Annotated in this window: 20 protein-coding genes; 8 read left to right on the top strand and 12 right to left on the bottom strand. The window is 63.9% G+C overall.

Annotation, left to right across the window (positions count from 1 at the left end; translation table 11 throughout):
• Nucleotides 1–37 precede the first annotated feature (37 nt).
• Complete coding sequence (gene gltB / locus BW940_RS15415) at nucleotides 38–4,582, top strand: glutamate synthase large subunit (protein ID WP_076610111.1); 4,545 nt, start codon at nucleotides 38–40, stop codon at nucleotides 4,580–4,582.
• 81 nt (nucleotides 4,583–4,663) lie between these two features.
• Here the strand turns inward: gltB and BW940_RS15410 are convergent, their stop codons facing one another.
• The 5 genes from BW940_RS15410 to BW940_RS15390 all read right to left on the bottom strand — a co-directional run bounded on the left by BW940_RS15410 (nucleotide 4,664) and on the right by BW940_RS15390 (nucleotide 9,093).
• A complete protein-coding gene (locus tag BW940_RS15410) occupies nucleotides 4,664–5,638 on the bottom strand; it encodes a metal ABC transporter permease (protein WP_394329404.1) in 975 nt (324 codons plus the stop codon).
• Between the two features lie 8 nt (nucleotides 5,639–5,646).
• Complete coding sequence (locus tag BW940_RS15405) at nucleotides 5,647–6,429, bottom strand: metal ABC transporter ATP-binding protein (protein ID WP_076610109.1); 783 nt, start codon at nucleotides 6,427–6,429, stop codon at nucleotides 5,647–5,649.
• Between the two features lie 7 nt (nucleotides 6,430–6,436).
• Entirely contained in the window at nucleotides 6,437–7,465 is a 1,029-nt protein-coding gene (locus BW940_RS15400) for a metal ABC transporter substrate-binding protein (protein WP_076610170.1), read from the bottom strand.
• Nucleotides 7,466–8,029: 564 nt separating this feature from the next.
• Nucleotides 8,030–8,632 carry a peroxidase-related enzyme gene (locus tag BW940_RS15395; protein ID WP_076610108.1) on the bottom strand — a complete coding sequence of 201 codons (603 nt, stop codon included), beginning with the start codon at nucleotides 8,630–8,632 and terminating at the stop codon, nucleotides 8,030–8,032.
• 44 nt (nucleotides 8,633–8,676) lie between these two features.
• Entirely contained in the window at nucleotides 8,677–9,093 is a 417-nt protein-coding gene (locus BW940_RS15390) for a GIY-YIG nuclease family protein (protein WP_076610107.1), read from the bottom strand.
• Nucleotides 9,094–9,218: 125 nt separating this feature from the next.
• Here BW940_RS15390 and BW940_RS15385 point away from each other — a divergent pair, with 125 nt between their 5' ends.
• The 4 genes from BW940_RS15385 to BW940_RS15370 all read left to right on the top strand — a co-directional run bounded on the left by BW940_RS15385 (nucleotide 9,219) and on the right by BW940_RS15370 (nucleotide 14,196).
• Complete coding sequence (locus tag BW940_RS15385) at nucleotides 9,219–10,208, top strand: NAD-dependent epimerase/dehydratase family protein (protein WP_076610106.1); 990 nt, start codon at nucleotides 9,219–9,221, stop codon at nucleotides 10,206–10,208.
• 105 nt (nucleotides 10,209–10,313) lie between these two features.
• The gene (locus BW940_RS15380; protein WP_076610105.1) at nucleotides 10,314–11,375 is read left to right on the top strand and encodes an NAD(P)-dependent glycerol-1-phosphate dehydrogenase; all 1,062 of its coding nucleotides are present in this window, start codon (nucleotides 10,314–10,316) and stop codon (nucleotides 11,373–11,375) included.
• 131 nt (nucleotides 11,376–11,506) lie between these two features.
• Nucleotides 11,507–12,463 carry a cyclase family protein gene (locus BW940_RS15375; protein WP_076610104.1) on the top strand — a complete coding sequence of 319 codons (957 nt, stop codon included), beginning with the start codon at nucleotides 11,507–11,509 and terminating at the stop codon, nucleotides 12,461–12,463.
• A gap of 5 nt (nucleotides 12,464–12,468) precedes the next feature.
• Nucleotides 12,469–14,196, top strand: coding sequence for an acyl-CoA synthetase (locus BW940_RS15370; protein ID WP_076610103.1), 1,728 nt, complete (start codon nucleotides 12,469–12,471; stop codon nucleotides 14,194–14,196).
• 83 nt (nucleotides 14,197–14,279) lie between these two features.
• Here BW940_RS15370 and BW940_RS15365 read toward each other — a convergent pair whose 3' ends face one another.
• The gene (locus BW940_RS15365) at nucleotides 14,280–16,037 is read right to left on the bottom strand and encodes an aldehyde ferredoxin oxidoreductase family protein (RefSeq protein ID WP_076610169.1); all 1,758 of its coding nucleotides are present in this window, start codon (nucleotides 16,035–16,037) and stop codon (nucleotides 14,280–14,282) included.
• Between the two features lie 136 nt (nucleotides 16,038–16,173).
• Nucleotides 16,174–18,057, bottom strand: coding sequence for a S9 family peptidase (locus tag BW940_RS15360; RefSeq protein WP_076610102.1), 1,884 nt, complete (start codon nucleotides 18,055–18,057; stop codon nucleotides 16,174–16,176).
• Nucleotides 18,058–18,401: 344 nt separating this feature from the next.
• Between BW940_RS15360 and BW940_RS15355 the strand changes: the two genes are divergently transcribed.
• The 3 genes from BW940_RS15355 (at nucleotide 18,402) to BW940_RS15345 (ending at nucleotide 20,714) form a co-directional block, all read left to right on the top strand.
• On the top strand, nucleotides 18,402–19,076 hold the full coding sequence (locus BW940_RS15355) for a hypothetical protein (protein ID WP_076610101.1): 675 nt from the start codon (nucleotides 18,402–18,404) through the stop codon (nucleotides 19,074–19,076).
• An 86-nt stretch (nucleotides 19,077–19,162) separates the two neighbouring features.
• The gene (locus BW940_RS15350; protein ID WP_076610100.1) at nucleotides 19,163–20,224 is read left to right on the top strand and encodes a glycosyltransferase family 4 protein; all 1,062 of its coding nucleotides are present in this window, start codon (nucleotides 19,163–19,165) and stop codon (nucleotides 20,222–20,224) included.
• A gap of 79 nt (nucleotides 20,225–20,303) precedes the next feature.
• Nucleotides 20,304–20,714, top strand: a complete 411-nt coding sequence (locus tag BW940_RS15345) for an HIT family protein (RefSeq protein WP_076610099.1) — start codon at nucleotides 20,304–20,306, stop codon at nucleotides 20,712–20,714.
• Nucleotides 20,715–20,750: 36 nt separating this feature from the next.
• On the opposite strand, the gene trpB is transcribed toward BW940_RS15345, so the two are convergent.
• The 5 genes from trpB to BW940_RS15320 all read right to left on the bottom strand — a co-directional run bounded on the left by trpB (nucleotide 20,751) and on the right by BW940_RS15320 (nucleotide 25,591).
• Nucleotides 20,751–21,902: a tryptophan synthase subunit beta gene (gene trpB, locus BW940_RS15340; protein ID WP_076610098.1), complete on the bottom strand. Its 1,152-nt coding sequence runs from the start codon at nucleotides 21,900–21,902 to the stop codon at nucleotides 20,751–20,753.
• Nucleotides 21,903–21,984: 82 nt separating this feature from the next.
• On the bottom strand, nucleotides 21,985–22,821 hold the full coding sequence (locus tag BW940_RS15335) for a phosphate ABC transporter ATP-binding protein (protein WP_076610097.1): 837 nt from the start codon (nucleotides 22,819–22,821) through the stop codon (nucleotides 21,985–21,987).
• Complete coding sequence (locus BW940_RS15330) at nucleotides 22,818–23,678, bottom strand: PstA family ABC transporter permease (RefSeq protein ID WP_076610096.1); 861 nt, start codon at nucleotides 23,676–23,678, stop codon at nucleotides 22,818–22,820. Before BW940_RS15330 ends, BW940_RS15335 begins: the two co-directional genes overlap by 4 nt.
• Entirely contained in the window at nucleotides 23,678–24,604 is a 927-nt protein-coding gene (pstC, locus tag BW940_RS15325; protein ID WP_076610095.1) for a phosphate ABC transporter permease subunit PstC, read from the bottom strand. The genes BW940_RS15330 and pstC overlap by 1 nt, the downstream gene beginning before the upstream one ends.
• Nucleotides 24,605–24,607: 3 nt before the next feature.
• Nucleotides 24,608–25,591, bottom strand: coding sequence for a PstS family phosphate ABC transporter substrate-binding protein (locus tag BW940_RS15320; protein WP_076610094.1), 984 nt, complete (start codon nucleotides 25,589–25,591; stop codon nucleotides 24,608–24,610).
• Nucleotides 25,592–25,849 lie beyond the last annotated feature (258 nt).

Here is a 25,849-nt window from a genome sequence, read left to right as displayed (position 1 = left end):
GGTCAGCCTCTTATACCAGTTGTCGCTATCTGTGGGTATGTCACAGCCACACACGTCTGCAGAGCATTCGCGGGGGCTCGCAGACCCTGCCGACGAGCGGTCGAACTGCGGTGTCGGCGTCGTCATGGATCTTGATGGGAACAGGGGCCACGACGTCGTCGCCGATGGACTCGAACTGCTCGTCAATCTCGAGCATCGCGGGACGACCGGCGCGGAGAAAAACACCGGTGACGGCGCGGGGATTATGCTCCAGATGCCCGATTCGTTCTTCGACGGCGTTCTCGAGGCCGATCTTCCGGACACCTACGCCGTCGGTTCGATCTTTTTCCCACAGGACGAGACGGCACGTGAGGCACTGATCTCGATCATCGAGGATTCGCTCGAGACCTACAACCTCGAGGCCCTCGAGTGGCGCGACGTGCCGACGAACAACGCGGACCTCGGCCAGACAGCCGTCGACGCCGAACCCGACGTCTGGCAGGTCGTCGTGACGCCGACCGACGACATCGCCGGCGACGCGTTCGACCGACGACTCTACGTCGCCCGACGCGCGTTCGAGAACGCCGTTGAAGCCACCGATGTCGAGAACGCTGAGCGCTTCTACGTCTGCTCGCTCGATTCGGAGACGCTCGTCTATAAGGGCCTACTCAAAGGCGAGCAGGTCGCGTCTTACTACCCCGATCTCACTGACTCCCGGATGGAATCGACGTTCGCGATGGTCCACGAGCGGTTCTCGACGAACACGCTCGGCGCGTGGCATCTCGCCCACCCCTACCGGAACATCATCCACAACGGCGAGTTCAACACCATTCAGGGCAACATCAACTGGATGCGCGCCCGCGAGACCGACCTCGAGAGCGAGGTCTTAGCGGATCTCGAGGCGGTCAAGCCGATCATCGACGATCCCGATCAATCGGACACGGCAAGCGTCGACAACGCGGTCGAACTGCTGATGCAGGACGGCCGGGACCTCGCACACGCTCTCCGGATGCTCGTCCCAGAAGCCTGGCGGGGCGACGAGTCGATGGACCAGGACCGCAAAGACTGGTACGACTTCCACGCCTCGCTGGTCGAGCCGTGGGACGGCCCCGCACTCGTCGCGGCGACCGACGGCGAACGCGTCGGCGCAGTGTTGGACCGCAACGGGCTGCGTCCGTGTCGGTACGACGTCACGACCGACAACCGCCTAATCATGGCCAGCGAGGCTGGCGCACTCGAGACCGAGCCGTCGAAGATCAAGGAGCGAGGGCGGCTCAAGCCCGGCCAGCTGTTCCTCGCCGATCCGAACGAGGGACGCGTCATTCCGGACGACGAGGTCTTCGAGGACCTCACCGACGACCGCTACGGCGAGTGGGTCGACCAGGAACAGGTTCGACTCGGCGATATCCGGACGACCGACGACAGCACGCCTCGCCAGTCGGTCTCGAACCTCCGAGATCACCAGGCCGCCTTCGGCTACACCCACGACGAACTCGACAACATGATCGAGCCGATGATGCAACACGGGAAAGACCCCGTCGGCTCGATGGGCGACGACACGCCGCTGTCGGTGCTCACCGAGTTCAACCGGCCGCTGTTTTCGTACTTCAAACAGCTGTTCGCACAGGTCACCAACCCGCCGCTTGACTACATTCGTGAGGAGCTGGTGACGTCGATGGAGAGCAGACTTGGTTTCCAGCGGAACCTGCTTTCCGAATCGCCCGCACACGCCCGCCAGCTCGTACTCGACTCGCCGATTCTGACCGACGGCGATCTCGAGTCGATCCGTGACTGTTCGACAAACGGTATCACGGCCGCGACGGTCGACATCACCTACGAACCGACGAGCGAGGAGCCGGGAGAAGATCTTGAGGCGGCGATCGAACGCGTTCGCGAGGACGCCGTCGACGCGATCGACGCGGGCCACGACGTGCTCGTCCTCTCCGACCGGAACGTCGACGAGGATCGGATGGCGATTCCGAGTCTGCTCGCGACCGGTGGCGTCCACCACCATCTCGTGCGAAACGGCCTGCGCAACCACGTCGGCCTCGTCGTCGAGTCCGCCGATCCGCGCACCGTCCATCACTTCGCGACGCTGGTCGGCTACGGTGCCGGCGCGGTCAACCCGTACCTGGCCTACCAGACCATCGACGACATCACGGCCGGTGCTGACGGCGCGGACACCGACACTGCCATCGACGCCTACGTCGGCGCGGTCGAAGACGGCCTGCTGAAGATCATGGCCAAGATGGGGATCTCGACGGTCGAGAGCTACCAGGGCGCCCAGATCTTCGAGGCCGTCGGTCTCGATTCGACCCTCGTCGACGAGTACTTCGACGGCACCGAGAACCGCACCGAAGGGATCGGCCTCGCCGAGATCGAAGAAGACCTCCGCGAGCGCCACGCCACCGCCTTCGACGGCGAGGAACCGGACCTCGATCGTCACGGCGAGTTCGAACACCGCTCGAGCGGGATCCACCACCAGTGGAACCCGGACACGGTCGGCACGCTCCAGCAGGCCGTCCGCTCGAACGACTACGAGCGCTACGGTGAGTTCGCCGCACAGATCAACGACCAGCAACAGAACCTCCAGACCCTGCGCGGCTTACTCGAGTTCGACTCGCATCGCGACCCGGTCCCGCTCGAGGACGTCGAGCCGATCAAGGACATCGTCCAGCGGTTTTCGACGGCAGCGATGTCGCTTGGGAGCCTGTCGCCGGAGGCCCACGAGAACAACTCGATCGCGATGAACCGCATCGGCGGCAAGTCGAATTCGGGCGAAGGCGGCGAGCCGCCGGAACGCTTCGGCACCGAAAAGGAGTGTAACGTCAAGCAGGTTGCTTCGGGCCGGTTCGGCGTCACCTCGACGTATCTCTCTTCCGCCGACGAGTTGCAGATCAAGATGGCACAGGGCTCGAAGCCGGGCGAGGGCGGTCACCTCCCCGGCGAGAAGGTCAACGAGATGATCGCCCACGTGCGCAAGTCGACGCCGGGTGTCGGTCTCATCTCGCCACCGCCGCTACACGACATCTACTCGATCGAGGACCTGAAACAGCTTATCTTCGATCTCAAGGCGGCAAACGAGGCGGCAGACATCAACGTCAAACTCGTCTCCGAGGCTGGCATCGGCACGGTCGCAGCGGGTGTCGCGAAGGCAAACGCCGACGTGGTCCACATCTCGGGTCACTCCGGCGGCACCGGTGCCTCGCCCCGAACCTCGATCAAAAGCGCCGGCCTCCCCTGGGAGCTCGGTCTCGCCGAAGCGAACCAGATGCTCTGTGCGACCGGGCTACGCGACCGCATTCGCGTCTCCGCCGACGGCGGGATGAAAACCGGCCGTGACGTCGCCGTCGCCGCCTTGCTCGGTGCCGAGGAGTACGTCTTCGGCACTGCTAGCCTCGTCACCTCGGGCTGTGTGATGGCCCGGCAGTGTCACAACAACACCTGTCCGGTCGGCGTCGCGACCCAGCGCGAGGACCTGCGCAAGCGCTTCCCCGGCGAACCGGAACACGTCATCAACTACATGACGTTCATCGCCCAGGAACTGCGCGAACTTATGGCCGAACTCGGATTCGAGACGATCGACGAGATGATCGGCCATGTCGACGTCCTCGCCCAGCGCGACGACGTCGAGCACCCGAAAGCCCGCCGCGTCGACCTCTCGGGGGTGCTTGCCGAACCAGACGGCGACGTTCGGCGCAAGATCCGCGAGCAAGACCACGAACTCGAGGCCCAACTCGACCGCGACCTCATCGAGGCCGCCGCCGATGCGATCGAAACCGAGGAGCCAGTCATGCTCTCGAGCAGCGTCACGAACGTCGACCGCACCGTCGGCGCGATGCTCTCGAATCGCATCACCAGCCGCTACGGCGAGCCCGGCCTCCCCGAAGATACGATCTCGATCGATCTCGAGGGGACGGCTGGCCAGAGCTTCGGGGCGTTCCTCGCGAGCGGCGTCTCGATGCACTTAGACGGCAGCGCCAACGACTACGTCGGCAAGGGACTCTCGGGCGGGAAGCTCACCATCCGGACGCCCGAAACGGCCGCCTACGATCCAACCGAGAATATCGCGATCGGCAACGTCGCGCTCTACGGCGCGACCGACGGCCAACTGTACGTCAACGGCGTCGCTGGGGAACGCTTCGCCGTCCGCAACTCCGGCGCGAAAGCCGTCGTCGAGGGCGTCGGCGACCACGGCTGTGAGTACATGACCGGTGGCGTCGTCGCCGTGCTCGGCGAGACGGGCACGAACTTCGCCGCGGGGATGTCCGGCGGCGTCGCCTACGTCTACGACCCCGACGACGAGTTCGCCGACCGCGCCAACACCGGGATGGTCTCGCTGCACGAAGACCTCGAGGATCGAGACGAGGAGATGCTGCGACGACTCATCGAGAACCACGTCGCTTACACCGGCTCCGAGCGGGGCGAACACCTGCTCGAAAACTGGGAGCGTGCACTCGAGGCCTTCGTCAAAATCATGCCCGACGCCTACCACGAGGCGATCACCGAGCAGGGTAGCGACGACGTCCGCACCGAACTGCCCGGCGTGCCCGAGACCGAACTCGAGGCCGAGTCGGCCAGTGTCGCCACGAGCGACGACTGACCGGGTCGACGCGTAACGTCGGTCACCTCTTGCAATAAATCACGTGAGAACAGCTCTTTTCGTGCAGTCGAGTAGGTCGGATCAGTCCGCGAGTTCTTCGTCCGGAATGGATCGGGGTTCTTCGGCGGTCACCTGATTCGACTGGACCTTCCCGACCAGGACGGCCCCGATGTAGATCGCGACGGCGACGAGGACGATCGTCCCGCCGGCCGTCGCCTCATACTGGTACGACAGTGTGATCCCGACGAGCACCGCGATCTGTGCCAGGACGACGGAGGCCAATAGCGCCTCTCTGAAGCTCCGTGCGAACTGCGCAGCGCCGGCGACCGGGACGACCAGCATCGCGGCGACGAGAATTACGCCCATGATCTGCATCGCCCCGACGACGACCATGGCGGTGAGCATCGCCATCACCCGGTTGTACCAGGGGACGCGAAGCCCGGCGACTCGAGCGGCCGTCTCGTCGAACGTCACGTACAGGAGCTGTTTGTAGGTGAGCGAGACGACCAGCGTGACGACCACGAACAGGACGACCAAGAGAATCGCGTTCTCCCGGGAGACAGTCGCGAGGTTTCCGAACAGGTACTGGTTGATCCCGACCGCGAGCCCGCCTGTATTGAGGCTGATCAGCACGGCCCCGAGGGCGAACCCAGTCGAGAGGACGATCGCCATCGAGACGTCGTTATAGGCGTCCGTCACCTCCGAGATCAGTTCGATCGCGAGCGATGCGATCATCGCCACGACGACAGCCGTAACGTACGGCGAGATGCCGGTCCCGAACGTCGCGTTGACGAACAGGCCGACCGCGACGCCGGCGAAGGCGGTGTGGGCGAGGGCGTCGCCGATGAGCGCGAGCTGTCGGTGTACCAGGAAGGTCCCGATCAGCGGTGCCATGACGGCGATAAGACTGCCGACGAGGAACGCGTGGTGCATGAACACGTAGTCGAGCATCCCGATACCGAACGTCTCGCCGATCCAGCCGAGCGCGTCGCTCCAGCGATCGATCAGCCAGTCGAGTGCGCCATAGAGGACGCCCAACACAACGGTAACGAGCAACGCGCCAGTCACGACAGCACCACCCCGTCATCGCGGCGCACGTTCGTCCCGTAGGCACGGTCGAGCGCGTCGCTATCGGCGAACGCCACCGGGTCGCCGTCGAAGTAGAGCGCTCGATTGAGACAGATCACCCGCGAGGTGTGCTCGAGGACGGCCCCGATGTCGTGTTCGACCAGCAAGATGGTCATCCCGTCGTCGTTGAGGTCCGTGAGCAGGTCGAAGAAGGCGTCGACGGACTCCGCGTCGACGCCGACCGTCGGCTCGTCGAGCACGAGCAGTTCGGCCTCGCCGGCGAGGGCGCGAGCGATGTACGCACGCTGGCGCTGGCCGCCGGACAGTTGCGTGATCTTCCGGTCGGCGAGGTGGTCGATGCCAACGGTTCGAAGCGCCTGCCGGGCCCGGTCGCGGTCGTCGCTCGTGATGCGGCCGAAGCCCGCGTGGGGGAATCGGCCCATCAGGACGACTTCCGCGACTGTGATCGGCATTCGCTTCGTGTTTTCGGTGACGTCCTGGGCGACGTAGCCCACCTTCTCGCGCTCGGCGAACGCACGCGCGGGGTGGCCGAGCAGTTCGACCTGGCCCTCGTCGGGCTCGTGCAGTCCGAGTATCAGTCGCAATAGCGTACTCTTTCCGGAGCCGTTGGGGCCGATCATGCCGACGTACTCGCCGCGCTCGACGGTGAGCGAAATGTCCTCGACGACCGGACTCGCCGTGTAGCCGAACGAGACGTCCTCGACGTCGACGATGGGGTCCGCTCCAGTGCTACGATTGTGGGTTGGTTCTGGGGTCATAGTGGTCTCACGGCTCGAAGTTCTGACCGTAGTCCTCGAAGGTTACTTCGTCAGGCGAGGCAGCGCCTGCGAGCAGACGGAACGTCGGCATGTTGACGTTGCGTGCGATGTCGAAGTAGCCCCAGCCGCGCTCGGCCCACGATTCGGCCGTCCCGGCGTACGGCGTCACCGGATAGTACGCCTCGACGTCCGTCTGCTCGAGCAGCTGTTGTGCAGGCCGAATCGGTTCGAAGACCGCGGCACCGATATGCTGGATGTCGTTGTCCGCGATCGTCTCCTGTGCGCGTTGCATATCCGCCGGGCGCACGTCGTCGTTGGCCGCGAGGTTGACGACAAGCGGTTCGATCGTCACGTCGTATCGATTGGCCACGTACTCGAAGGCGTTGTGTGCGGCCAAAAAGAGGACGTCACGCTCGGCCGCATCGAAAATCGCCTGCCACTCCTCGTCGAGTGTCTCGAGTTCCGACTTGACTTCGTCGGCGTGTTCGGTGAACGTGTCCTCGTGGTCCGGCGCGACTTCGGCCAGTCCGTCAGCGATGTTGTCGACCGACGTCATGGCCAGTTCGGGGTCGAGCCAGAAGTGAGGGTCCTTCGCGTCCCCGACTGCCTCATCGTCGTCGAGGCTGTCGGCGAGATCGATCAGGTCGACTCCCTCGCGGACGTTGATCAGCTGTGTTTCCTGAGTTTCGTTTTGGAGGGTGTCGATCGCTCGATCGGCCCACGGCTGGAAGTCGGGGCCGACGTGGAGGAACGCATCCGCGTCAGTGATATCCCGCTGGATCGATGGATCCGGCTCCCAGCCGTGGCCGTGCATTCCCGTGGGAACGAGGTTCTCGACCGAAACTGGCGTCTCCGCGGCGATCTGTCTCGCAAAATCATAGAACGTAAAGAACGACGCGACGGAAACGGTCCCGCCGTCGCCGTCGTCCGAGTCACCGAGACAGCCGGCCAGTCCAGCGACTGCGGTACCACCAACTGCCGATACGACGCGTCGACGCGACCAGCGATCGTTGCAGGAAGGGGAATCCTTCGTCAGATCGTTGCAGGAAGGGGAATCCTTCGTCATGGAAGGAACTGATGTGGCAACACATATAGTTGTTTCCATCTATATAATAGATTAGTCGTATCTAAATCAGCGCTTGGCAGTAGAGATAACGGGACGTGGTCGAACGGTTGCCTCTTGGCACTATCCAACGACTGTATTGAACGCAACGCAAAACAGATAGCTTCCGTCCGAAAACAGCGGAGAGATACGCGGATACAGGAGCTCAATTGCCGGCCGACAGTTACGATGACTGACCACGCAAACACGGCGAAGAACCGTAACCACAGACCGGCTTCCGCTGTTTACCGGGACTTTCCTGGCACGATCTGACCCGGTAACAGTAACCGTCAACGTCGTTGGTTCGGTTTCGTTGTCTGATCACCTCACCTACGTCTTTTCTCTATACTAACTTAATATTTAGCCTCATCTAATCTTGTCGTCTGTGTCGGATTGCTGTCTCGATCAGAAAACCTCAATCATCGAGTAATTCCCTCGAGAAACGGTCCCAACAAATCGGCGTTCGTGCGCTCGTCCCAACCGATGTGTGGCAGTCGGTTACTCCCTGCCGAGCGTGTGGAACTCGTCGTTCGGCCGCATCTCCGCGAACATCGCGAGTCGGTTGCTCAGGTTGTAGAAGGCCGTGACGGCCGCGATATCCCAGATCGCCTCCTCGCTGAACCCGGCCTCGCGCAGCGCCTCGAGGTCGGCCGGTTCGACCTCGGTCGGGTGCTCGGTCAGTGTCACGGCGACGTCGAGCATCGTCCGGTGGGCATCGTTGATATCGGCCGTTCGGTAGTTGGCGACCAGTTGGTCGGCCAGCCGGGGGTCGTCGGCGTAGATCCGGACCAGCGCTCCGTGGGCCACGTTGCAGTAGTAACAGTGGTTGACGCCGGAGACGGCGACGACGATCATCTCGATCTCCTCGCGCTCTAGGGCAGCGTCCTCGACGAGGGCGTCGTGATACTGGAAAAAGGCGCGGAAGTGGGAGGGTTTGTACGCCATCGCCGAGAACACGTTCGGCGTGAAGCCGGCGCGGTCGGTCTCCTCCTCGATTCGATCCTGCAGATCATCGGGCAGGTCGTCGAACGCCGGAACGGGGAATCGGTCCATCGCGTCGGTGCTGAGTTCTGGGTCGGTATCGGATGCCGAATCACTCATGGCTACCGATTCACACGCATCCGTAATAACTCAGGGGTTCGTTTTCACTCCGCCTCATCGACGACACCGCCGGCGTCGACGGCCGCCTCGCAGACGGCGTCTTCGCCCGGTGACTCGAGCAGGTGTGCCTCACAGCCACAGTCCGACGCCCCGAAGTCGGGGACGTGGTCGCCGGGAAGTGAGGCTGCCAGTTCACATTCTCGATCCGCGTCGGGAAACCTGATCACTGACTCGAGGGTCGTCTCCGAGTGGCCGAGCAGATAATCGATATGCCAGTGGCAAGTCTCGCGCTCACCGGCGGCGAGTTCGCGGTGGCGATCGACGCGAGCGAACCCGCCCGGGCCGAAGGCGCTGCCGACGTACGCGTAGGTTCCGGCAGTGAACTCGCGGGGACCTAGTGCGCCGACGTCGATAGTCGTCGCTCGAGGCACGTCGATGACGAGAACGTAGGTACCGCCCATACTGGCTGTCGGATACGAACCGAAAAAACTGGCCTGGTTCGGAGCCACAGCCACGACACCCACCCGACGACACACGACACACTGCAGACCGCCGAACCTTTCCCCGACAGCGACGACGAACGGACATGGACAGCGCACTCGTCATCGGCGGCACGCGGTTTATCGGCCGGCATCTCGTCGAAGAGTTACTCGAGCACGAGTACGACGTAACGATCTTCACTCGAGGGAACCACGACAACCCGTTCGAGAGTGACGACCGCGTCAGCCACATCGAAGGCGACCGGACGAACGACTCGGCGCTCGAGGCTGCCGCAACCACAGTCGACCCCGACGCCGTCTTCGACTGTGTCGCCTACCACCCGAAAGACGTGCAAGCGGCGACGCGAATTTTCGACGACCGCGAGGCGTACGTCTACGTCTCGAGCGGTGCAGCCTACGGCCGCGAGGAGGTCCCGAAACGCGAAGATGAGACACCACTCGAGGCCTGTACGACCGAACAGGCGATCGACGATTCGAGTGACACGTACGGCAACCGCAAGGCAGCGGGCGACCGTGCAGTCTTTGCGGCCGCAGAGAAAGGACGCAACGCGATGAGCGTCCGGCCGTGTATCGTCTACGGCCCACACGACTACACCGAGCGCCTCGACTGGTGGATCGACCGGGTAAACCGGTTCGATCGCGTGCTCGTTCCCGGCGACGGAACGAACATCTGGCATCGAGCGTACGTCGTAGACGTCGCCAGCGCGCTTCGGATCGTTGCCGAACGCGGCGAGGCTGGCGAGGCGTACAACGTCGGGGATCGACGACTCACGACGCTCGAGGAACTGGTCGAGGTGATCGCAGCACAGCTCGAGACAGACGTCGAGATCGTCCACGCCGGCCCGCACGAACTCGCGGCCGGCGGGATCGACCTCGAGGACTACCTCCTCTATCGATCGTACCCGCACGTGCTCTCGACGGCGAAACTCGCCGATCTGGGCTGGGAATCGACGCCGCTCGAGGAAGCCATGGAACGGGCCGTCGACGCCCATCTCGAGAGCGACCGCGACGGCAGCGAGCACGGCCCGGATCGAGAGGCAGAAGAGCGAGTGTTGGGGATTCTCGAGACGCTCTGACTCGGGTTGGGCGGACTCGAGCAACCGATCGGCCGGTTGGCGGCGGTGGGCCGATCGTTCGGACAACAGGAAAAACACATGGCCCGCGGGTGAGTGAGGGCACGTATGTTCGAAAAGTCGACGTGGATTCGCCTGCCGCGAAACGTCGTCGTCGGTCACGGAGTCATCGATCAAGTCGTCGACGTCATCGACGATCTGCACCTGCAGGGCCGGCCCCTGTTCGTGACTAGCCCGACGCCACGGGAGGTCGCCGCGGAGCCGATCGTCGCAGCGTTCGAAGCCACCGGCGTCGAGCCCGCCGTCGTCACGATCGAGAAAGCGACGTTCGATGCCGTCGAGCGAGTCATCGAGACCGCCGACGCCGAGGATGTCTCCTATCTCGTCGGCATCGGCGGCGGAAAGGCCATCGACATCGCCAAGATGGCGAGCTACCACCTCGAGATGGGCTTTTGTTCGGTACCGACAGCAGCCAGCCACGACGGGATCGTCAGTAATCGTGGCTCCGTCCCGGACGGGGACACCCGCCACAGCGTCGCGGCCGAGCCACCGCTTGCAGTCATCGCAGACACCGAGATTCTGGCCGACGCGCCGTGGGAACTCACGACAGCAGGCTGTGCAGACATCATTTCGAACTACACCGCCGTAATGGACTGGCGGCTCGCCCACCGGCTGAAAAACGTCGAGTACTCCGAGTACGCGGCCGCGCTCTCGGAGATGACCGCTGAGATTCTCGTGGACAACGCCGATCTCATTCGACCGGGACTCGAGGAGTCGTCCTGGGTCGTCACGAAGGCGCTCATGTCCTCGGGCGTCGCGATGAGTATCGCCGGCTCGTCCCGACCGGCGAGCGGTTCGGAGCATCTCTTCTCACACCAGCTCGATCGACTTGCCCCCGGCGCAGCCTTACACGGTCATCAGGTCGGCGTTGGCTCGATCATGACCGCATATCTACACGGCGGCGAACGCGGCATCTGGCAGGACATTCGGAACGCGCTGGCCAGCATCGATGCCCCGACGACTGCCGACGGGCTTGGCATCGACGACGAGACCGTTATCGAAGCGCTAACCACCTGTCACGAAATCCGTGATCGGTACACGATCCTTGGTGACGGCATGGACGAGCGAGCGGCACGCGAAGTGGCGACAAAGACCGGCGTCATCGACTGACCGGACGGATCGAGTCCAGCCGAAGCGTCTTGGGCTTTTTCGATCCGTCTCGAGTATCCTGTAGCGACCACTGAGCTGTAACCGACCCGAACAGTTATTTTCGTGATCGTTGCCAGTGAGTACTGGTACCAATGTCCAAAGACATCGCCGATATCCTCGAGGACGCACCGAGCAACTGGGGGAGATGGGGAGCCGACGACGAATTGGGGGCGGTAAACTACCTCACCGAGGAGGAGGTGTTACGCGGCGTACAGGCCGTCGAAGACGGGAAGACGTTCACGCTGGGGATTCCGATCGGGCATCCCGACGGCGACCCGGTCTGGCCGGGACGGTCGGGTGCCGACCACTACATGGAAGTCGACAAGGGCCACTTCGACGCCGGCAAGTTCGATCTGGACGGCGCTGGGGGCCTCGAGTACGCTGACGACGTTATCTACATGTTCCTGCAGGGAACCACCCAGTTCGACGCGCTCGGCCACGTCTGGTACGACGAGCAGCTGTACAACGGCTTCGACGCCACGACGACGACCGGCGGGCTAGAACACTGTAGCATCGAGCCGATGGCCGACCACGGCGTCGTCGGTCGCGGTGTCTTGCTCGATATCGCCCGCCATCGGGGGAAAGACTGGCTCGTCCAGGGCGAACGGATCGAACTCGAGGAGCTCCTCGAGTGTGCCGACGAGCAGGGCGTCGAGCTCCAGCCACGCGACATCCCGATCATCCGTACGGGCTGGATCGAGTTGTTCTACGAGGAGGGCCCCGAGGCGTTTTACGGCGAGGAGTTCGACGAACCGGGAATCACGTACTCCGAGAACCTCGTCGAGTGGTTCCACGAGATGGAGATCCCCGCGTTCGGAACCGACACGATCGCCAACGAGCAAACGGTCTCCGACGAGACCGAGACGCTGTTGCCGCTGCACGGCGCGCTGTTGCGCGATCAGGGAGTCACGTTCAACGAGATCAACCGACTAGACGAACTCGCAGCCGACTGCGCCGACGACGGGAAGTACGACTTCCTTTACGTCGGTGCACCGCTGAAGATCGTCCACGCCACTGGGTCGCCGGTCAACCCGATCGTGATCAAGTAATTTCGATGACTGAGACACCACACCTCGAGGCGTACCACTTCGACGAGGCGGAGTGGGACGACTACGACCACCTGCGCGAGGCGTTCGAGTGGGAGGTTCCGGAGCGGTTCAACATGGCGGCGTACGTCTGCGACCGCTGGGGTGACCACGGTCGGCGAGCGGACGACGTCGCCCTCTACGCTGAGCGCGAGGACGGCGAGCGCGAGGAGTACAGCTTCCGGGAATTTCAGGCGATAACGGACCAGTTCGCAAACGCGCTTGCCGACGCCGGCATCGAACGCGGCGATCGGATCGGCGTCAACGCACCGCAGCGCCCGGAGACGGTATTCGCACACGTTGCCGCCTGGAAACTCGGTGCCGTCTCCGTTCCCCTGTCGACGCTGTTCGGCCCCGACGCGCTCGCCTACCGACTCGACGACAGCGACGCGCGGGCCTGTCTCGTCGACGCATCGAACGTCGAAGCACTCCGCGAGGCGGCTACCGAGGTTCCGTCGCTCGAGCAGTTGCTGACCGTCGGCGACGTCGACGCCGACGATACGGGACCGTCAGCGGTCGACGAGGTCGACTTCTGGGATGCCATCGAAGGGCGCTCGAGTGAGTTCGCGACCGTCGACACGGACGCCGAGGACGACGCGATCATCATCTACACCAGCGGCACGACCGGCGAGCCGAAAGGCGTCCGCCACGCCCATCGAATGCTGCTCGGCCACCTGCCGCTGTTTCTGACGACGTTCTGTAACCTCGAGCGCGGGGCCGACGACGTCTACTGGACGCCCGCGGAGTGGGCGTGGATCGCGTCGCTGTTCGACGTCGTCATCCCGGGGCTCTACTATGGCAAGCCGGTCGTCGCCTACGACGGCGGCCCGTTCGACCCGGAGACGGCGTTCGAGATCATCGAGCGCTACGAGGTGACGAACTTCTTCGCGCCGCCGACGGCGCTTCGGATGCTGATGCAGGTCGACGACCCTCGAGCCCGGTACGACATCGATTCCGTTCGCGTCATCCCGAGCGGCGGGGAGTCGCTGGGCCAGAGCATTGTCGACTGGGCCGAGGAAACGTTCGACGGCGCGGCAGTCCACGAGGGGTACGGCCAGACGGAGGCGAACCTCCTCGTCGGCGACTGTACGGCCCTCGCCGAGTTCCGGGAGGGGAAGATGGGGCTCGCTGCACCGGGCCACGACGTCCGGATCGTCGACCCCGAGACGGCGGAAGCAACCGTCGAACCGGGCGAGGTCGGCGAGATCGCCGTCCGGTACGAGGGCAACCCTGTCTGTTTCAAGGCGTATCTGAACAAACCCGAGCGCACCGCACGCAAGGTCCGCAACGGCTGGCTGCTCACCGAGGACCTCGGGACGGTCGACGAGGACGGCTACTTCAGGTTCAAAAGTCGCAAGGACGACGTGATCATCAGCGCCGGCTACCGGATCGGCCCCGAGGAGATCGAAGAGAGTCTTGCCGGCCACGACACGGTCGCCGACGCCGCCGTGATCGGCGTGCCCGACGACGAACGCGGCGAAGTGCCGAAAGCATACGTCGTCACCGCCGAAGGAACCGATCTCGAGCGCGATACCGACGCCGAGGACGACCTCGAGACCACCCTGCAAACCCACGTCCGGGAGCGACTCGCCCAGTACGAGTACCCGCGGGCGATCGAGTTCGTGGACGACCTGCCGAAGACGGCGACCGGGAAGATCCGACGAGCGGATCTGCGCGACCGTGAGGGCCTCGAGTAAGTGAACGCGGACGACGCGAATCCATCGCGAGTCCGCCAGGCCGGCTTCGATTATCGTTCGTGTGCCGCCGTCATCCGAAGTTCTCAGTTCGAAACCGGCGTCGCCTCGTCGACGACGGCCGCCAAGTCCAGCCGGCGAAGGAGGGCTCGAGTCGGCCGCCCCTGTCGGTCCCACTCGCGAGACGCGTAGTACCGCTCGAGTAGTGCGTCGAACGTCGCCCGATCGATTGCGGGTCCCTCACTCGAGTCGTCGCCGAGCGGTTCCGTCAGCGTCGCCGGCAACTCGTCGTCCGCTCGAGTGAAGCCTTCACGGAGATTGAACAGGCGGACGAGCGTCCAGATCCGTTCGCCGACCTGCTCGAGAGCGGCCGACTCGAGGTCGTAGCCGACGGCGGCGAGCCACTCTGCCCCGTGGTCCGTTTCGAATACATCCGCGAGAAAGTCGTCCACGATCAGACTCCACAGCACCGCCCGGCGGTTCTGTTCGGCGATCACGGCGTCGGCTCGAGAGTTCCGATCCGGCACGTCGCCGACCGCCTCGAGTTCGACCGGCCGAGCGCGGCGATGACAGCCGCCGCGGTCGCTCGTGGCATACGCCAGCGCCATCGTCTCCGCCCCGCGCGGATCGTACGAGGAGAGCTCCATCCCTTTCACGGTCGGAATCAGGTCCTCGCCGCCAAAGCGCTCGACTGCAGCCTCGACACCGTTTGTAAGCGTCTCGCCGAGCGGCGTCGACTGGGTGACAATCTCGTCGATGAGCGTCCGCGCGACGGCCTCGTCGCCGAACGAGAGGTCGCGGTCGATCACACCCTCCTGACTCGCCCGCACCGCCCACGCGATCGCGTTGCCCGCCGTGATCACGTCCATCGCGAGCCGGTCACAGACCGCGCCCAGCGTCGCGACGGCATCGAAATCGTCGATACCGAGCCCCGCGCCGAGCACGATCGGTGTCGCGCCGCGGGGAACGCTTTCGCCCTCGTCGCTGTCGACTCGAAACCCGCCCGGGACGAGGTCATCAGGACGCTCCCGTCCGTGGGCTCGCTCGCGGACGCGCTCGATACCGATGTCCTCGGTGCCTTCGAACTGCCCTTCCTGCCAGCCGCGGGTCGGGAGCACGCCGACCTCGTTGGCGAAATCGACCGTCTCGAGGGTGTCACTGGCTGCCAGCCACCGGCCGGCGTCGCTCTCGGCGAACGCCTCGCCGTACCGATCTCGCAGGTCGGCAAGCTCGTTCGGTGCCGCTCCATGGGCGACGACGGCCTTCAGATTCTTCGCCCCCATCACGGTCCCCGCACCACCCCGTCCGGCATGGTGGTCACCGCCGTCGGATGCGATCGTCGCGTACCGGACGCCGTTCTCTCCGGCGGGTCCGATACAGGCGACCGCGCTGTCCGGAAACCGCCCGCAGGTCGCCACCGCGTCGCACCCCCACAGATCCGCGGCCGGCTCAAGCGTCGCCTCGCCGTCTGTGACCGACAGCACGACCGGCTCGTCGGCACGCCCTGTGATGAGGATTCCGAGGTGGTCACCAAGCGAGCCGGCCAGTCGCCCAGGAAACGTTCCGCCGCCGTAGGAGTCCAGAAACGCCCCAGTCAACGGCGATTTCGTGATCGCCGCGTACCGCTGCTCGCCGGGCGTGTATCCCGTCAGCGGCCCCACCATGAACAGCAGGATATTGGCCGGTGCCTCCGGGTCCGTCCCCGGCTCGAGTTCGTCGTAGAGATAGCGCGCGCCCACGCCCTTGCCCCCGACGTAATCCTCGAGCCACCGCTCGGGAATCTCGCTGCTCGTCGTCCGTTCTGCAGAGAGGTCGACCCGCAGTATCCTGTCTACGAGGGGCATGACACGGTGTTCGTGGTTGACACTGATTAGTGTCATGCTGTCGCAAGGGTTGTGTTCTCGCTCGCACTATAACAGCCACTGAACATCACTGCATACCTGATCGCACGACAGCTGTGCGATCAGTGTCCAAATCGTTTCAATCGTTACTATAACCGAGGTGCTCGTCGAGGAAGTCCGCAATCGCGGAGTAGGCTTCGATTCGGTTCTCGAGTTTCGAGAAGCCGTGTCCTTCGTCGTCGAAAATCAGTTTGCGGACGGGGACGCCCTGTTCGGCCGCCTTCTCGGCGATCTGTTCGGCCTCGCCGACCGGGACGCGCGGGTCGTTCTCGCCGTGGAGGACGAACAGCGGGGCCTCGATGTGCTCGATGTTGTTCGTCGGCGAAATCTCTTCCAAGAACTCGCTGTCGTCTTCGAGGCTGCCGTACTCGGCTTCGCGCAGTTCGCGCCGCCAGTCACCGGTGTTCTCGAGGAACGTGACGAAGTTGGCGATGCCGACGACGTCGATGCCGGCCGCCCAGAGCCCGGGATACTCGGTCAGCGCGGCGAGCACCATGAAACCGCCGTAGGAGCCACCTTTGGCGGCGATTCGGTCGGGATTGACGGCCGGGTGGTCGTGAAGCCACTCGACGCAGGCCTCGATGTCGGCCACCGAATCCATCCGCTTTTCGACGTCGTCGAGGGCGGCGTAGTCGGCCCCATACCCCGCCGAGCCGCGGACGTTCGGCTCGAAGTAGGCGTAGCCGCGATCGAGGAAGTACTGTTTGACACTCGAGAACGACGGTCTGCGCTGACTCTCGGGGCCGCCGTGGATGTCGACGATGACCGGCGTGGCCCCGTCCTCGGCGTCGTCTGGCAGTGTGAGGAAAGCCGGCACCTCGAGGCCAGCGTGGGACTCCTCTGGAGTCCCACGGGCTGACGGGCGCTGTCCGTCAACGCCGAAGCTCTCGACGTGGACGAGTTCAGATTCCGAAAAGGACTCGCGGGGAATGCCCGCCGTCGGGGCGTCGGTCCAGCGCTCTGCCTCGCCGCTTTCGATGTCGACCACGAAGACGTTCGTGTTGACCGTATCGCCGGTCGTCGACAGCGCGAAGCGTTCGGCGTCGGGGTCGAAGCTCACGCCGCCGGAGATGCCACCCGGCAGGTCGGGCTCGGGAAACGTCTCGAACTCGGTCGGGTCGTCAGCGTCGAACTCGCCGACGGTCAACTCGGTGTAGCCCTCGACGTTTCGCGAGTAAACGAACCGGCCCGTTTCGTCGTCCAGCGCGATGCCGTCGACGTTCCATCCGTCTCCTTCAACCACAGTGTCAAACTCACCACTCTCGAGGTCGAGATACGCCAGATACAGCGTGTCCGCGTCGCCCTCGTCGGTGACGAGATATATTCCATCGCCGTCGGGAGCCCAACTGGCGCTTCCGTAGCGGACGTCGCCCTCGTGTGGCGTGAGATGCTCGAGGGGAGGCTCGTCGGCCTCGAGGTCGAGCAGGTACAGGTCCTGATCGAAGTTCGAGTAGGCCTGCGAGACCAGCAGGCGAGAGTCGTCGGGGCTCCACCCCGACAGCGAGAGCCAGCCGTCGCCCTCGTAGACGAGCGTCGCTTCGTCGCCGGTCTCGTCGCGTCCCTGTACGTAGATGTCGAAGACGGATTCGTCGCGACGGTTGGAGGCGAACGCGAAGCGCTCGCCGTCGTGGCTCCAGCCGCCCCAGCGGTGTTTGGCGTCGGGCATCGCCGTCAGATTCTCGATCACGCCCGTCTCGGCGTCCAGCCGGAACAGTTGGGCGCGCTCGTTGCCACCCTCGTCCATCCCGAAAATCAACTCGGGACGCTCGGGCGACCACGAAGCGAACGTCACGCGCTCGTCGTAGAACGTTCGCTGCTCGGGCCACGCGCGGGGTTCCTCGAGCGTCCAGACCTGGGCGGTGCCGGTCGTGTCCATCAGAAACGAGAGCTGGTCGCCGTCGGGACCGAACGACGCGCCGTAGGCGCTGCGGATGTTGAGATAGCGGTCGATCTCGTAGCTCATACACGCAGATAGCTACTCGAGGGGGTAGTCGTTTGGGTTGCGGAGAACAGGCAACGGCCCCGTTGTGAATGTGGCTCGAGGCGACAGTCAACGTGTGGAGGAGAGACTGCCACTGACACTGAAAATACTGCGCGCACACGCCGCACGATGTCCGGCGCCGGTGTGAAACCAGGTTCAGATTGGACGATAGGCAGCCCCTACATCGCAATCGACCGTATCCCGTCGGTCGGGTACCGGACTCGGTTTGGAAGAAAAACGCTCGGGATCAAACCGACGACGCGACCGAACACCACGGAGCCGAATGCCCTGCGTAACAAAAGCCATCGACACGAATCCGTCGAGCAATGCAAGAGACCGGCGGGAGCGACGACGAGGGTGCATCGACCACAGCAGTCCTCGTGACGATCCTCGTCGTCCTCGTTGCGTTTGGAATGACGATCGCAGCCGTCGGCACCGGCTTCTCGAGTGGAGAGGGTGAGGTCGACGACGGCGACGCGACCGAGATCGGTAGCGAGGACGACAGTTCCGGCGACGAGCGGCCGACCGAGACGGAGGATACCGATGACTCGAGTGACGACTCGGTAGACGAGCGTTCGGAGCCGGACGACGGGTCGGCAGCTGATGAAGAACGTGACGAAGACGAGGAGCGTGACGATGAAGACGACGAGGACGATGAAACCGAAGAGCGTGACGACGATGAAGACGACGAGGACGATGAAACCGAAGACACGAGCGACGAGGACGACATGGATGACGGGAGCGACACCGAAGACGAGGCTGACGAACGCGACGGCGGTGACGAAGACGGCACGGATGGGAACGACACGACCGAAAGCGACGACGCCGACGACACTGACGGCGGAGATGACGATGATGACGGGGACGACGATGATGACGACGGGGACGAGAGCAACGCAGATGAAGCGGATGACGACGACGGTGACGACGATGACGACGGCTTCATCGACCAGCTCACCGAACTCGTCACTGATGTGACCTCCATCGATGACGACGAATAGCGTCCGGTGACGACACGGGCGACAGTCAGAACGGCCGACTCGAGAAAAGAAGTGATTTTTTATCCTGTCACTGTGTCTCGCGTCATATGCGTGTCGCGTTCGTCTCGTTGGAAACGGTTTCTCACCGCGATACCGAGACGAACCAGCGGTTTCAGACCGTTCTCGAGATTCTCGCAGCCCGGGGTCACGACGTCCACTGCTACTGTGCCACGTTCTGGGACGACGAGCGGGCGACCCTCGAGCGAGATGGAATCACGTACCACGGCATCGCGACCGGCCTCGAGGCCCGCCGGTCGTTTCTCATCCGGCTGCCGTTCGTCCTCGCCGCGTCGAGCCCCGATATCGTCCATGTGCACGCACAGCCCCCGGCAGCGGTCCTCGCAGCCAGTTGGGGAGCAACACTTGCGCGTGCGCCACTGGTCACCGAGTGGTACGGCGACGGGGGAATCGACGACAACCGGTGGACACGGCTGGCAGCGAACCGAGGTGCACGAATTCTCACACCGTCGGAACTCGTCGCCACGTGGATCAGAGAGCGCGGTGCCGACGGCGACCGCGTCGAGACGATTCCAAATCCGGTCGATCTCGAGCGCGTTCGAGACGTGCCACCGGGCGAGCGGGTCGACGTGATCTACGCCCGCCGACTCGACGAGGGGGCGAACCTCGAGAGCCTGTTGCTCGCGCTGGCAGAGCTTCGGGACCGTGACTGGCAGACGACCATCATCGGCGACGGCCCCGAACGGGCGATGTACGAACGCCTCGCGAGTGATCTCCGGATCGACGACCGAATTTCGTTCGCCGGCGACTGCTCGCTCGAGGAGCGCATCGCCGCCTACCGGGGCGCACACGTCTTCGCGCAGACGGCCGAACACTGTGTGTTCCCGACGGAGATGCTGTGGGCGCTGGCATCAGGCTGTGTCGGCATCGTCGAGTATCACGTCGACTCGAGCGCCCACGAACTCGTCGAAGGCTGGGATCGGGGCTTTCGAACGACGAGCGAGGCGGAACTCGCGGATGCGATCCTCGCTGCGGGTGACCTCGAGCACCGCACGTTCGATGACCGCTTTGCCGACTACGATCGCTCGGCGATCGCCGAGGCGTATCTCGAGCAGTATCGAACGCTCGAAGAAGCGTACGGCTTGTTGTAGGCATCCGGGAACGCCGACACGAGAACGAAGACGGCGCTAACGGGGATGGCTATATATCGGTCCACGAGACAGTTCAAGTATGAGTTACGACTGTGAGTTCTGTCGGATCGTCGCCGGTGACCAGCCGGTTCACGTCCTCTATGAAGACGAGCAGACGTGTGCGTTTCTCGACCGCAACCCGGCGGTAACGGGACACACGCTCGTCGTCCCGCGTAGCCACGAAGAAGACGTTCTGACGATCGACGACCCGACCGCGAGCGCGGTCTTCGAGACGGTTCGAACCGTTGCACAGGCACTGGAGACGGCGCTCGAGCCCGACGGGTTCAGCGTATTTCACACCAGCGGACCACTGGTCGGGGCCGTCGACCACGCCCATGTCCACCTCGTCCCCCGAAGCGAGGCCGACGACGTGGCGCTGTCGCTGTCTCGCGAGCAGCTGACTGACGACGAGGCGACACAGCTAGCGAACCGTATTCGCTCGACGTTATAAAAAACGAAATTCGACTCGAGTGGCGGTCGACGCCGATCAGAGATCGAATTTCGTCGCCGCGGTTTCCATATCCTTGTCGCCGCGTCCGGAGAGGTTCACGAGGATCGTCTCGTGGTCGCCGGCTTCGGCGAGTTGGATCGCCCGCGCGATGCCGTGGCTGGACTCGAGGGCTGGGATGATCCCCTCGGTTTCGCTGAGTTCGCGGAAGGCAGCGAGCGCTTCCTCGTCGGTGACGCCAGTGTACTCACAGCGGCCGACTGCACGGTACATGGCGTGTTCGGGACCGACCCCGGGGTAATCCAGCCCCGCCGAGACGGAGTGGACCTCGACGTCATCGTCGATCACGCGCGTTTTCATCCCGTGAATGACCTCGTCTTTCCCCGAATCGAGTGGGGCCGCGTGTCGGCTCGAGTCAGCGCCTTTCCCGCCGCCTTCGGCACCGTAGAAGTCCACGTCATCGTCGCGGAACGCATGAAAGAGGCCAATCGCGTTCGAGCCGCCGCCGACGCAGGCGACAGCCGCGTCGGGGAGCTCGCCCGTTCGCTCCTGGAACTGCTCGCGGGCCTCGCGGCCGATAACGCTCTGGAAGTCCCGAACCATCCGCGGGAACGGATCGGGGCCGACGACGCTGCCCACGAGGTAGTGGGTGTCGTCGACGTTCTTGGCGAAGTCCTCGAGCGCCGCGTCGACGGCGTCGGCGAGGCCTTCGTCACCGCGGGTCACTTCATTGACCTCGGCCCCCATCAGTCGCATCCGGAAGACGTTCATCTCCTGGCGGGCGACGTCTTTTGCGCCCATGTAGATTTCCGTCTCGAGGTCGAGCAACGCACCGACCATCGCGGTCGCGGTGCCGTGTTGGCCCGCCCCGGTTTCGGCGATGATGCGATCGCGGCCGCTCTGTTTGGCAAGCAGGGCCTGCCCGAGTGCGTTGTTGATCTTGTGGGCCCCGCCGTGGAGCAGGTCCTCTCGCTTGAGGTAGATGTCGGCTCCGTACCGGTCGCTCAAGCTGCTTGCGTAGTACAGCGGCGTCGGTCGGCCGGCGAACGTCTCGAGCAGTTCGCGCAGTTCCGAACGGAACGCGTCGGTGTCGGCGACCTCGTCGTAGGCAGTCGCGAGTTGCTCGAGTGGTTCCTGCAAGGGGTCGGGAACGTGGCGTCCACCGTACCCCTCGAACGCGCCATTAGACATATGTCGGCCAGTCGCACCCGGATGATAAATATATTCTGTCACCGGGCCGGCTGTCGCACCCGACGACGACCGGCGTGTCGTGCTATCGCCCGGCTTCGACCGTGGTCGCGGTAGCTGTTGGCTCCGACTCGTCATCATCGTCGTCCCCGACCACGGTGTGTCCCGAGACGAACTCCGCGGTGCGTTCATGCTGTGGGTTTTCGAAGAACGACCGCGTGTCGTTCGTCTCGATGCAGTCGCCGAGATAGAGGAAGACGACCTCGTCGGCGAGCCGTTTTGCCTGATCCATGCTGTGGGTGACCATGATGATCGTATACTCGTCTTTGAGCGACTCGAGGGTCTCTTCGACCGTTTCGGCGGAGACGGGATCGAGCGCCGACGTCACCTCGTCACAGAGCAAGACCTCTGGCTCGACGGCCAGCGAGCGAGCGAGACAGAGCCGCTGGATCTGGCCGGTCGATAGCTCCGCGCCGGGTGCATCGAGCCGGTCTTCGACCTCGCTCCAGAGGTTGACCTTCCGCAGGTAGTGTTCGACCTGCTCGTCGAGTTCCGCTCTCGAGTCGTAGTCGCCGTGGATTTTCAGCCCGTAGGCGACGTTCTCGTAGATCGATACGGGCAGCGCAGTCGGCGTCTGCGGGACGTAGCCGATCCGTCTGCGAAGCTCCGGCACCGGCTCGTCAGTGTCGTAGACCGACTGCTCGCCCAACAGGACGTCGCCCGAAATCTCGACGTTGGACTGGATTTCGTGGAGTCGATTGAGCGATTTGAGCAGCGTCGATTTCCCACAGCCCGAAGGGCCGATAATGGCCGTCAGCTGATTCGCCGGGAACTCGATCGAGACGCCTTTCAGCGCCTCGACGTTGCGGTTTCCGGTGTACGTTACGGCGAGGTTGTCGGTGGTAAGTGCAGCGTCTGTCATGAGTGGCGACCTCCTGGTGCGTAGCGTGCGTAGCGTCCGGCGAGCAGTTTCGAGACGATGATCAAAGCGAGGACGGCAACGATGAGGACGAACGACGCCGCGTAGGCGTGTGAGCGGACCTCGGCGTTGAACGACATCGCCTGATCGAAGATGAGAACCGGGAGCGTCGTCGCCCCTTCGAAGAGGCCACCCGGCATGTTCGTACTTCGACCAGTGGTGAACAACACCGTCGCGGCGTCGCCGATGCCGCGAGCAAAGCCCATGATGATCCCGGCGATGATCCCCGGCAGCGCCGCGCGGAACGTCATCAGTGCGGCCTCGAATCGCGTCCCGCCGAGGCCGTACGTCGCCTCCTTGACCGTCTCAGGAGCCGACCGCAACGCCTCATCGGTGTAGCGAGTCATGATCGGGTACTGGAAGATCGCGATCGCGATGATCCCGAAGAACAGACTCGTTCGGGCACCGATTGCGATGATGATCGTCAGGACGAACACCCCGTAGACGATCGGCGGCGTCCCCCAGAGCACGTTCAGGAACATGTTCACGAGATCCGAGAACCGCTCGCTCGAGTAATCGCTCTGGAGATAGATCGCCGTCGAGACGGCAAGCACCGCCGAGACGACCGTCGCCGGAACGACAATGAACAAACTCCCGAGGACGGCATGGAGGAAGCCGCCATCGCCCTCGAGCATGTATCGAGAGCCCGGCGGCGTGAACGCGATTACGGGGTCGGTCAGGAAGACCCGGCCACCACGGTAGATCGTCACGGCGACGACTAGCACCATCACGGCGACGACGAGTGCAGCGGCGCCACGAGCGAGCAGACCGAACAGCCGCCCTTTGGCGTATCGGTCCATCAGTACTGCCACCTCCGCTGGAGTCGCCGGCGGACGAACATCGCCGTGAAGTTGAACAGCCAGACGACGACCACGAGCATGAGGCCGACGAAGATCAGCGCCGACTGGGTCAACGGCAGGCTCATCAGCTCACCGAAATCGTTGACGATCAGCGTCGGCAGCGTCTGGCCCGTCGCAAACGGCGAACTCGGCAGGTGAGTCTGGCCGCCGATGAGCATTGCGGGCACGATCGTTGCCCCGAAGACACGACCGAAACCGAGCAACACGGCCGAGAAGATACCTGGGCCAGCAGCCCGCAACAACACCGACCGGATCGTCTCCCACTTCGTCGCGCCGACGCCGAGCGAGGACTCCCGAAGCTCGTCCGGCAGCGCCTCGAGCGACTCGACCGACAGCGAGATCATAAACGGGGTAACGACGATCGCCATCACGAGACTGACGGTGAAGATCCCGAGCCCGGTCGCACTCGAGCCGACGGCCGGCGCGAGGTAGTCGCCGACGACGGGGACGACGACGATCAGCGCGACCAGCCCGAAGATCACACTCGGGATCGCCGCAAGTACGTCGATAAACGACGAGACGAGCGTCTTCGCCCGTCCCTCGGCGTACTCGGCGATGTAGATCGCCGCGAGGATCGCGATCGGTGTCCCCATCGCCATCGTGAGCGCGGTGACGTATATCGTGCCGACGATCGCTGGCAAGAAGCCGAACTGATTCTGTGCGGGGTCCCAGTTCGAGGACGTCAGCGCCTGCACCAGCGAGTACTCCGACAACAGCGGCAGCGACTGGTAGAGCAACGCCAGGACGATCAGGGCAAACAGCGCGATGGCGAAGTAACCAGCCCCCTGCAACCAGCGGCTGCTCAGTCGTTCGATCAGCAGCCGCCGGTCGAGACGGTGACTACTGGACTCCGTCGACCCTGCCATCGGTTAGTTAGGCCCCTCGGCCAGGTCGTCCTGTGCCTCTTCGAGTCGATCCGCCTCGAGCGGGACGTAGCCGTTGTCTCGAACGTACTCTTGCCCCTCAGTCAGCACCCACTCGACGAAGTCGTGTGCCTCCTCGTTGAATGCGCCGTCGGAAGCGAGGAACATCTCGCGTGCCGGCGGGGCCGGATACCGACCCTCCTCGACGGCGGCGAGAAAGTCCTCGCGGGTGTCGTAGAAGTCCTCCTCCTCGGAGATCGTTCCGTCGCCGTCGTGATCGAGTGGTACCGGGCGAATGTCGCCCTCGAGTTCGCCGCTTTCTAACTCGTAGACGTAGTTGATGTTGTTTAGCGAGATGGCGGTCTCGTTCGAGCCGACGGCGGCGGCGACCGGCTGGTCACCGTTGTGGTTCCCGTCCGAGAGATCCTCGAGGTCGCTCTGCGTGTAGGCGTCGTCCTCGCCACCGAGGAAATCGCCCCACTGTTTGTACGCTGCCGAGGCGTCCGAGCGCCCGTAGACAGTGATCTCTGCGTCGACGTCGGCGTCGACGACCTCGTTCCAGTTCGTGACCTCCTTCGTGAAGATGGCCTCGAGATCTTCGCGGCTCAGGCCATGTTCCTGGAGCGCCTCGAGAACGGGGTTGTCGGCGTTGACCGTCGCAACGACGGTGTCGATAAGCATGGGGACGGCGAACAGCCCCTGATCGATCTCTTCCGGTTCGGGTTTGCGACCCATCATCGCGATATCGACCTGGCCGTTTAAGACGTCGGAGACACCGACACCAGTGCCGCCGCCGGAGATGTCGAACGACGTGTCAGTGTCGTCGCTGTAGAGATCAGCCCAGACTTCGACCATCGGCAGTGGGCCGACCCCACCCGAGATACGAACCGAAGAGCCGCCGCCGAGAACAGACGAACAGCCCGCAAGCGAGACAACCGAGCCAACTCCGGCAAGCTGTAGCGCAGAACGACGCGAATAGGTGCGTTCCATGAGTATCACCCCGTATTCACTCGGGACTTGTACCAGCTTGCTCCCCTGCAATTCTTTGGCGTTCAATCCGAAAGCAGCAAGCCTCTCATGTTCGTGCAAGTAAGTTCCACACATGGACACTGCTCAGGGGGCCGACACAGCAACACTGGGCTGACAGCCGCCACGGTCGGACGAAAGTCGGATATCGAATCGTGTGAGAACGGACAAAATGACGGGACTCGAGCCGAAATTCCCAGTGGTCAGCCTGAAGAAGGGGTA

It is taken from the genome of Natronorubrum thiooxidans (assembly GCF_900156475.1).
Lineage (GTDB): Archaea > Halobacteriota > Halobacteria > Halobacteriales > Natrialbaceae > Natronorubrum > Natronorubrum thiooxidans.
The sequence above is the reverse complement of the archived record's forward strand: the minus strand, read 5'-3'. Positions and strand labels throughout refer to the sequence as shown.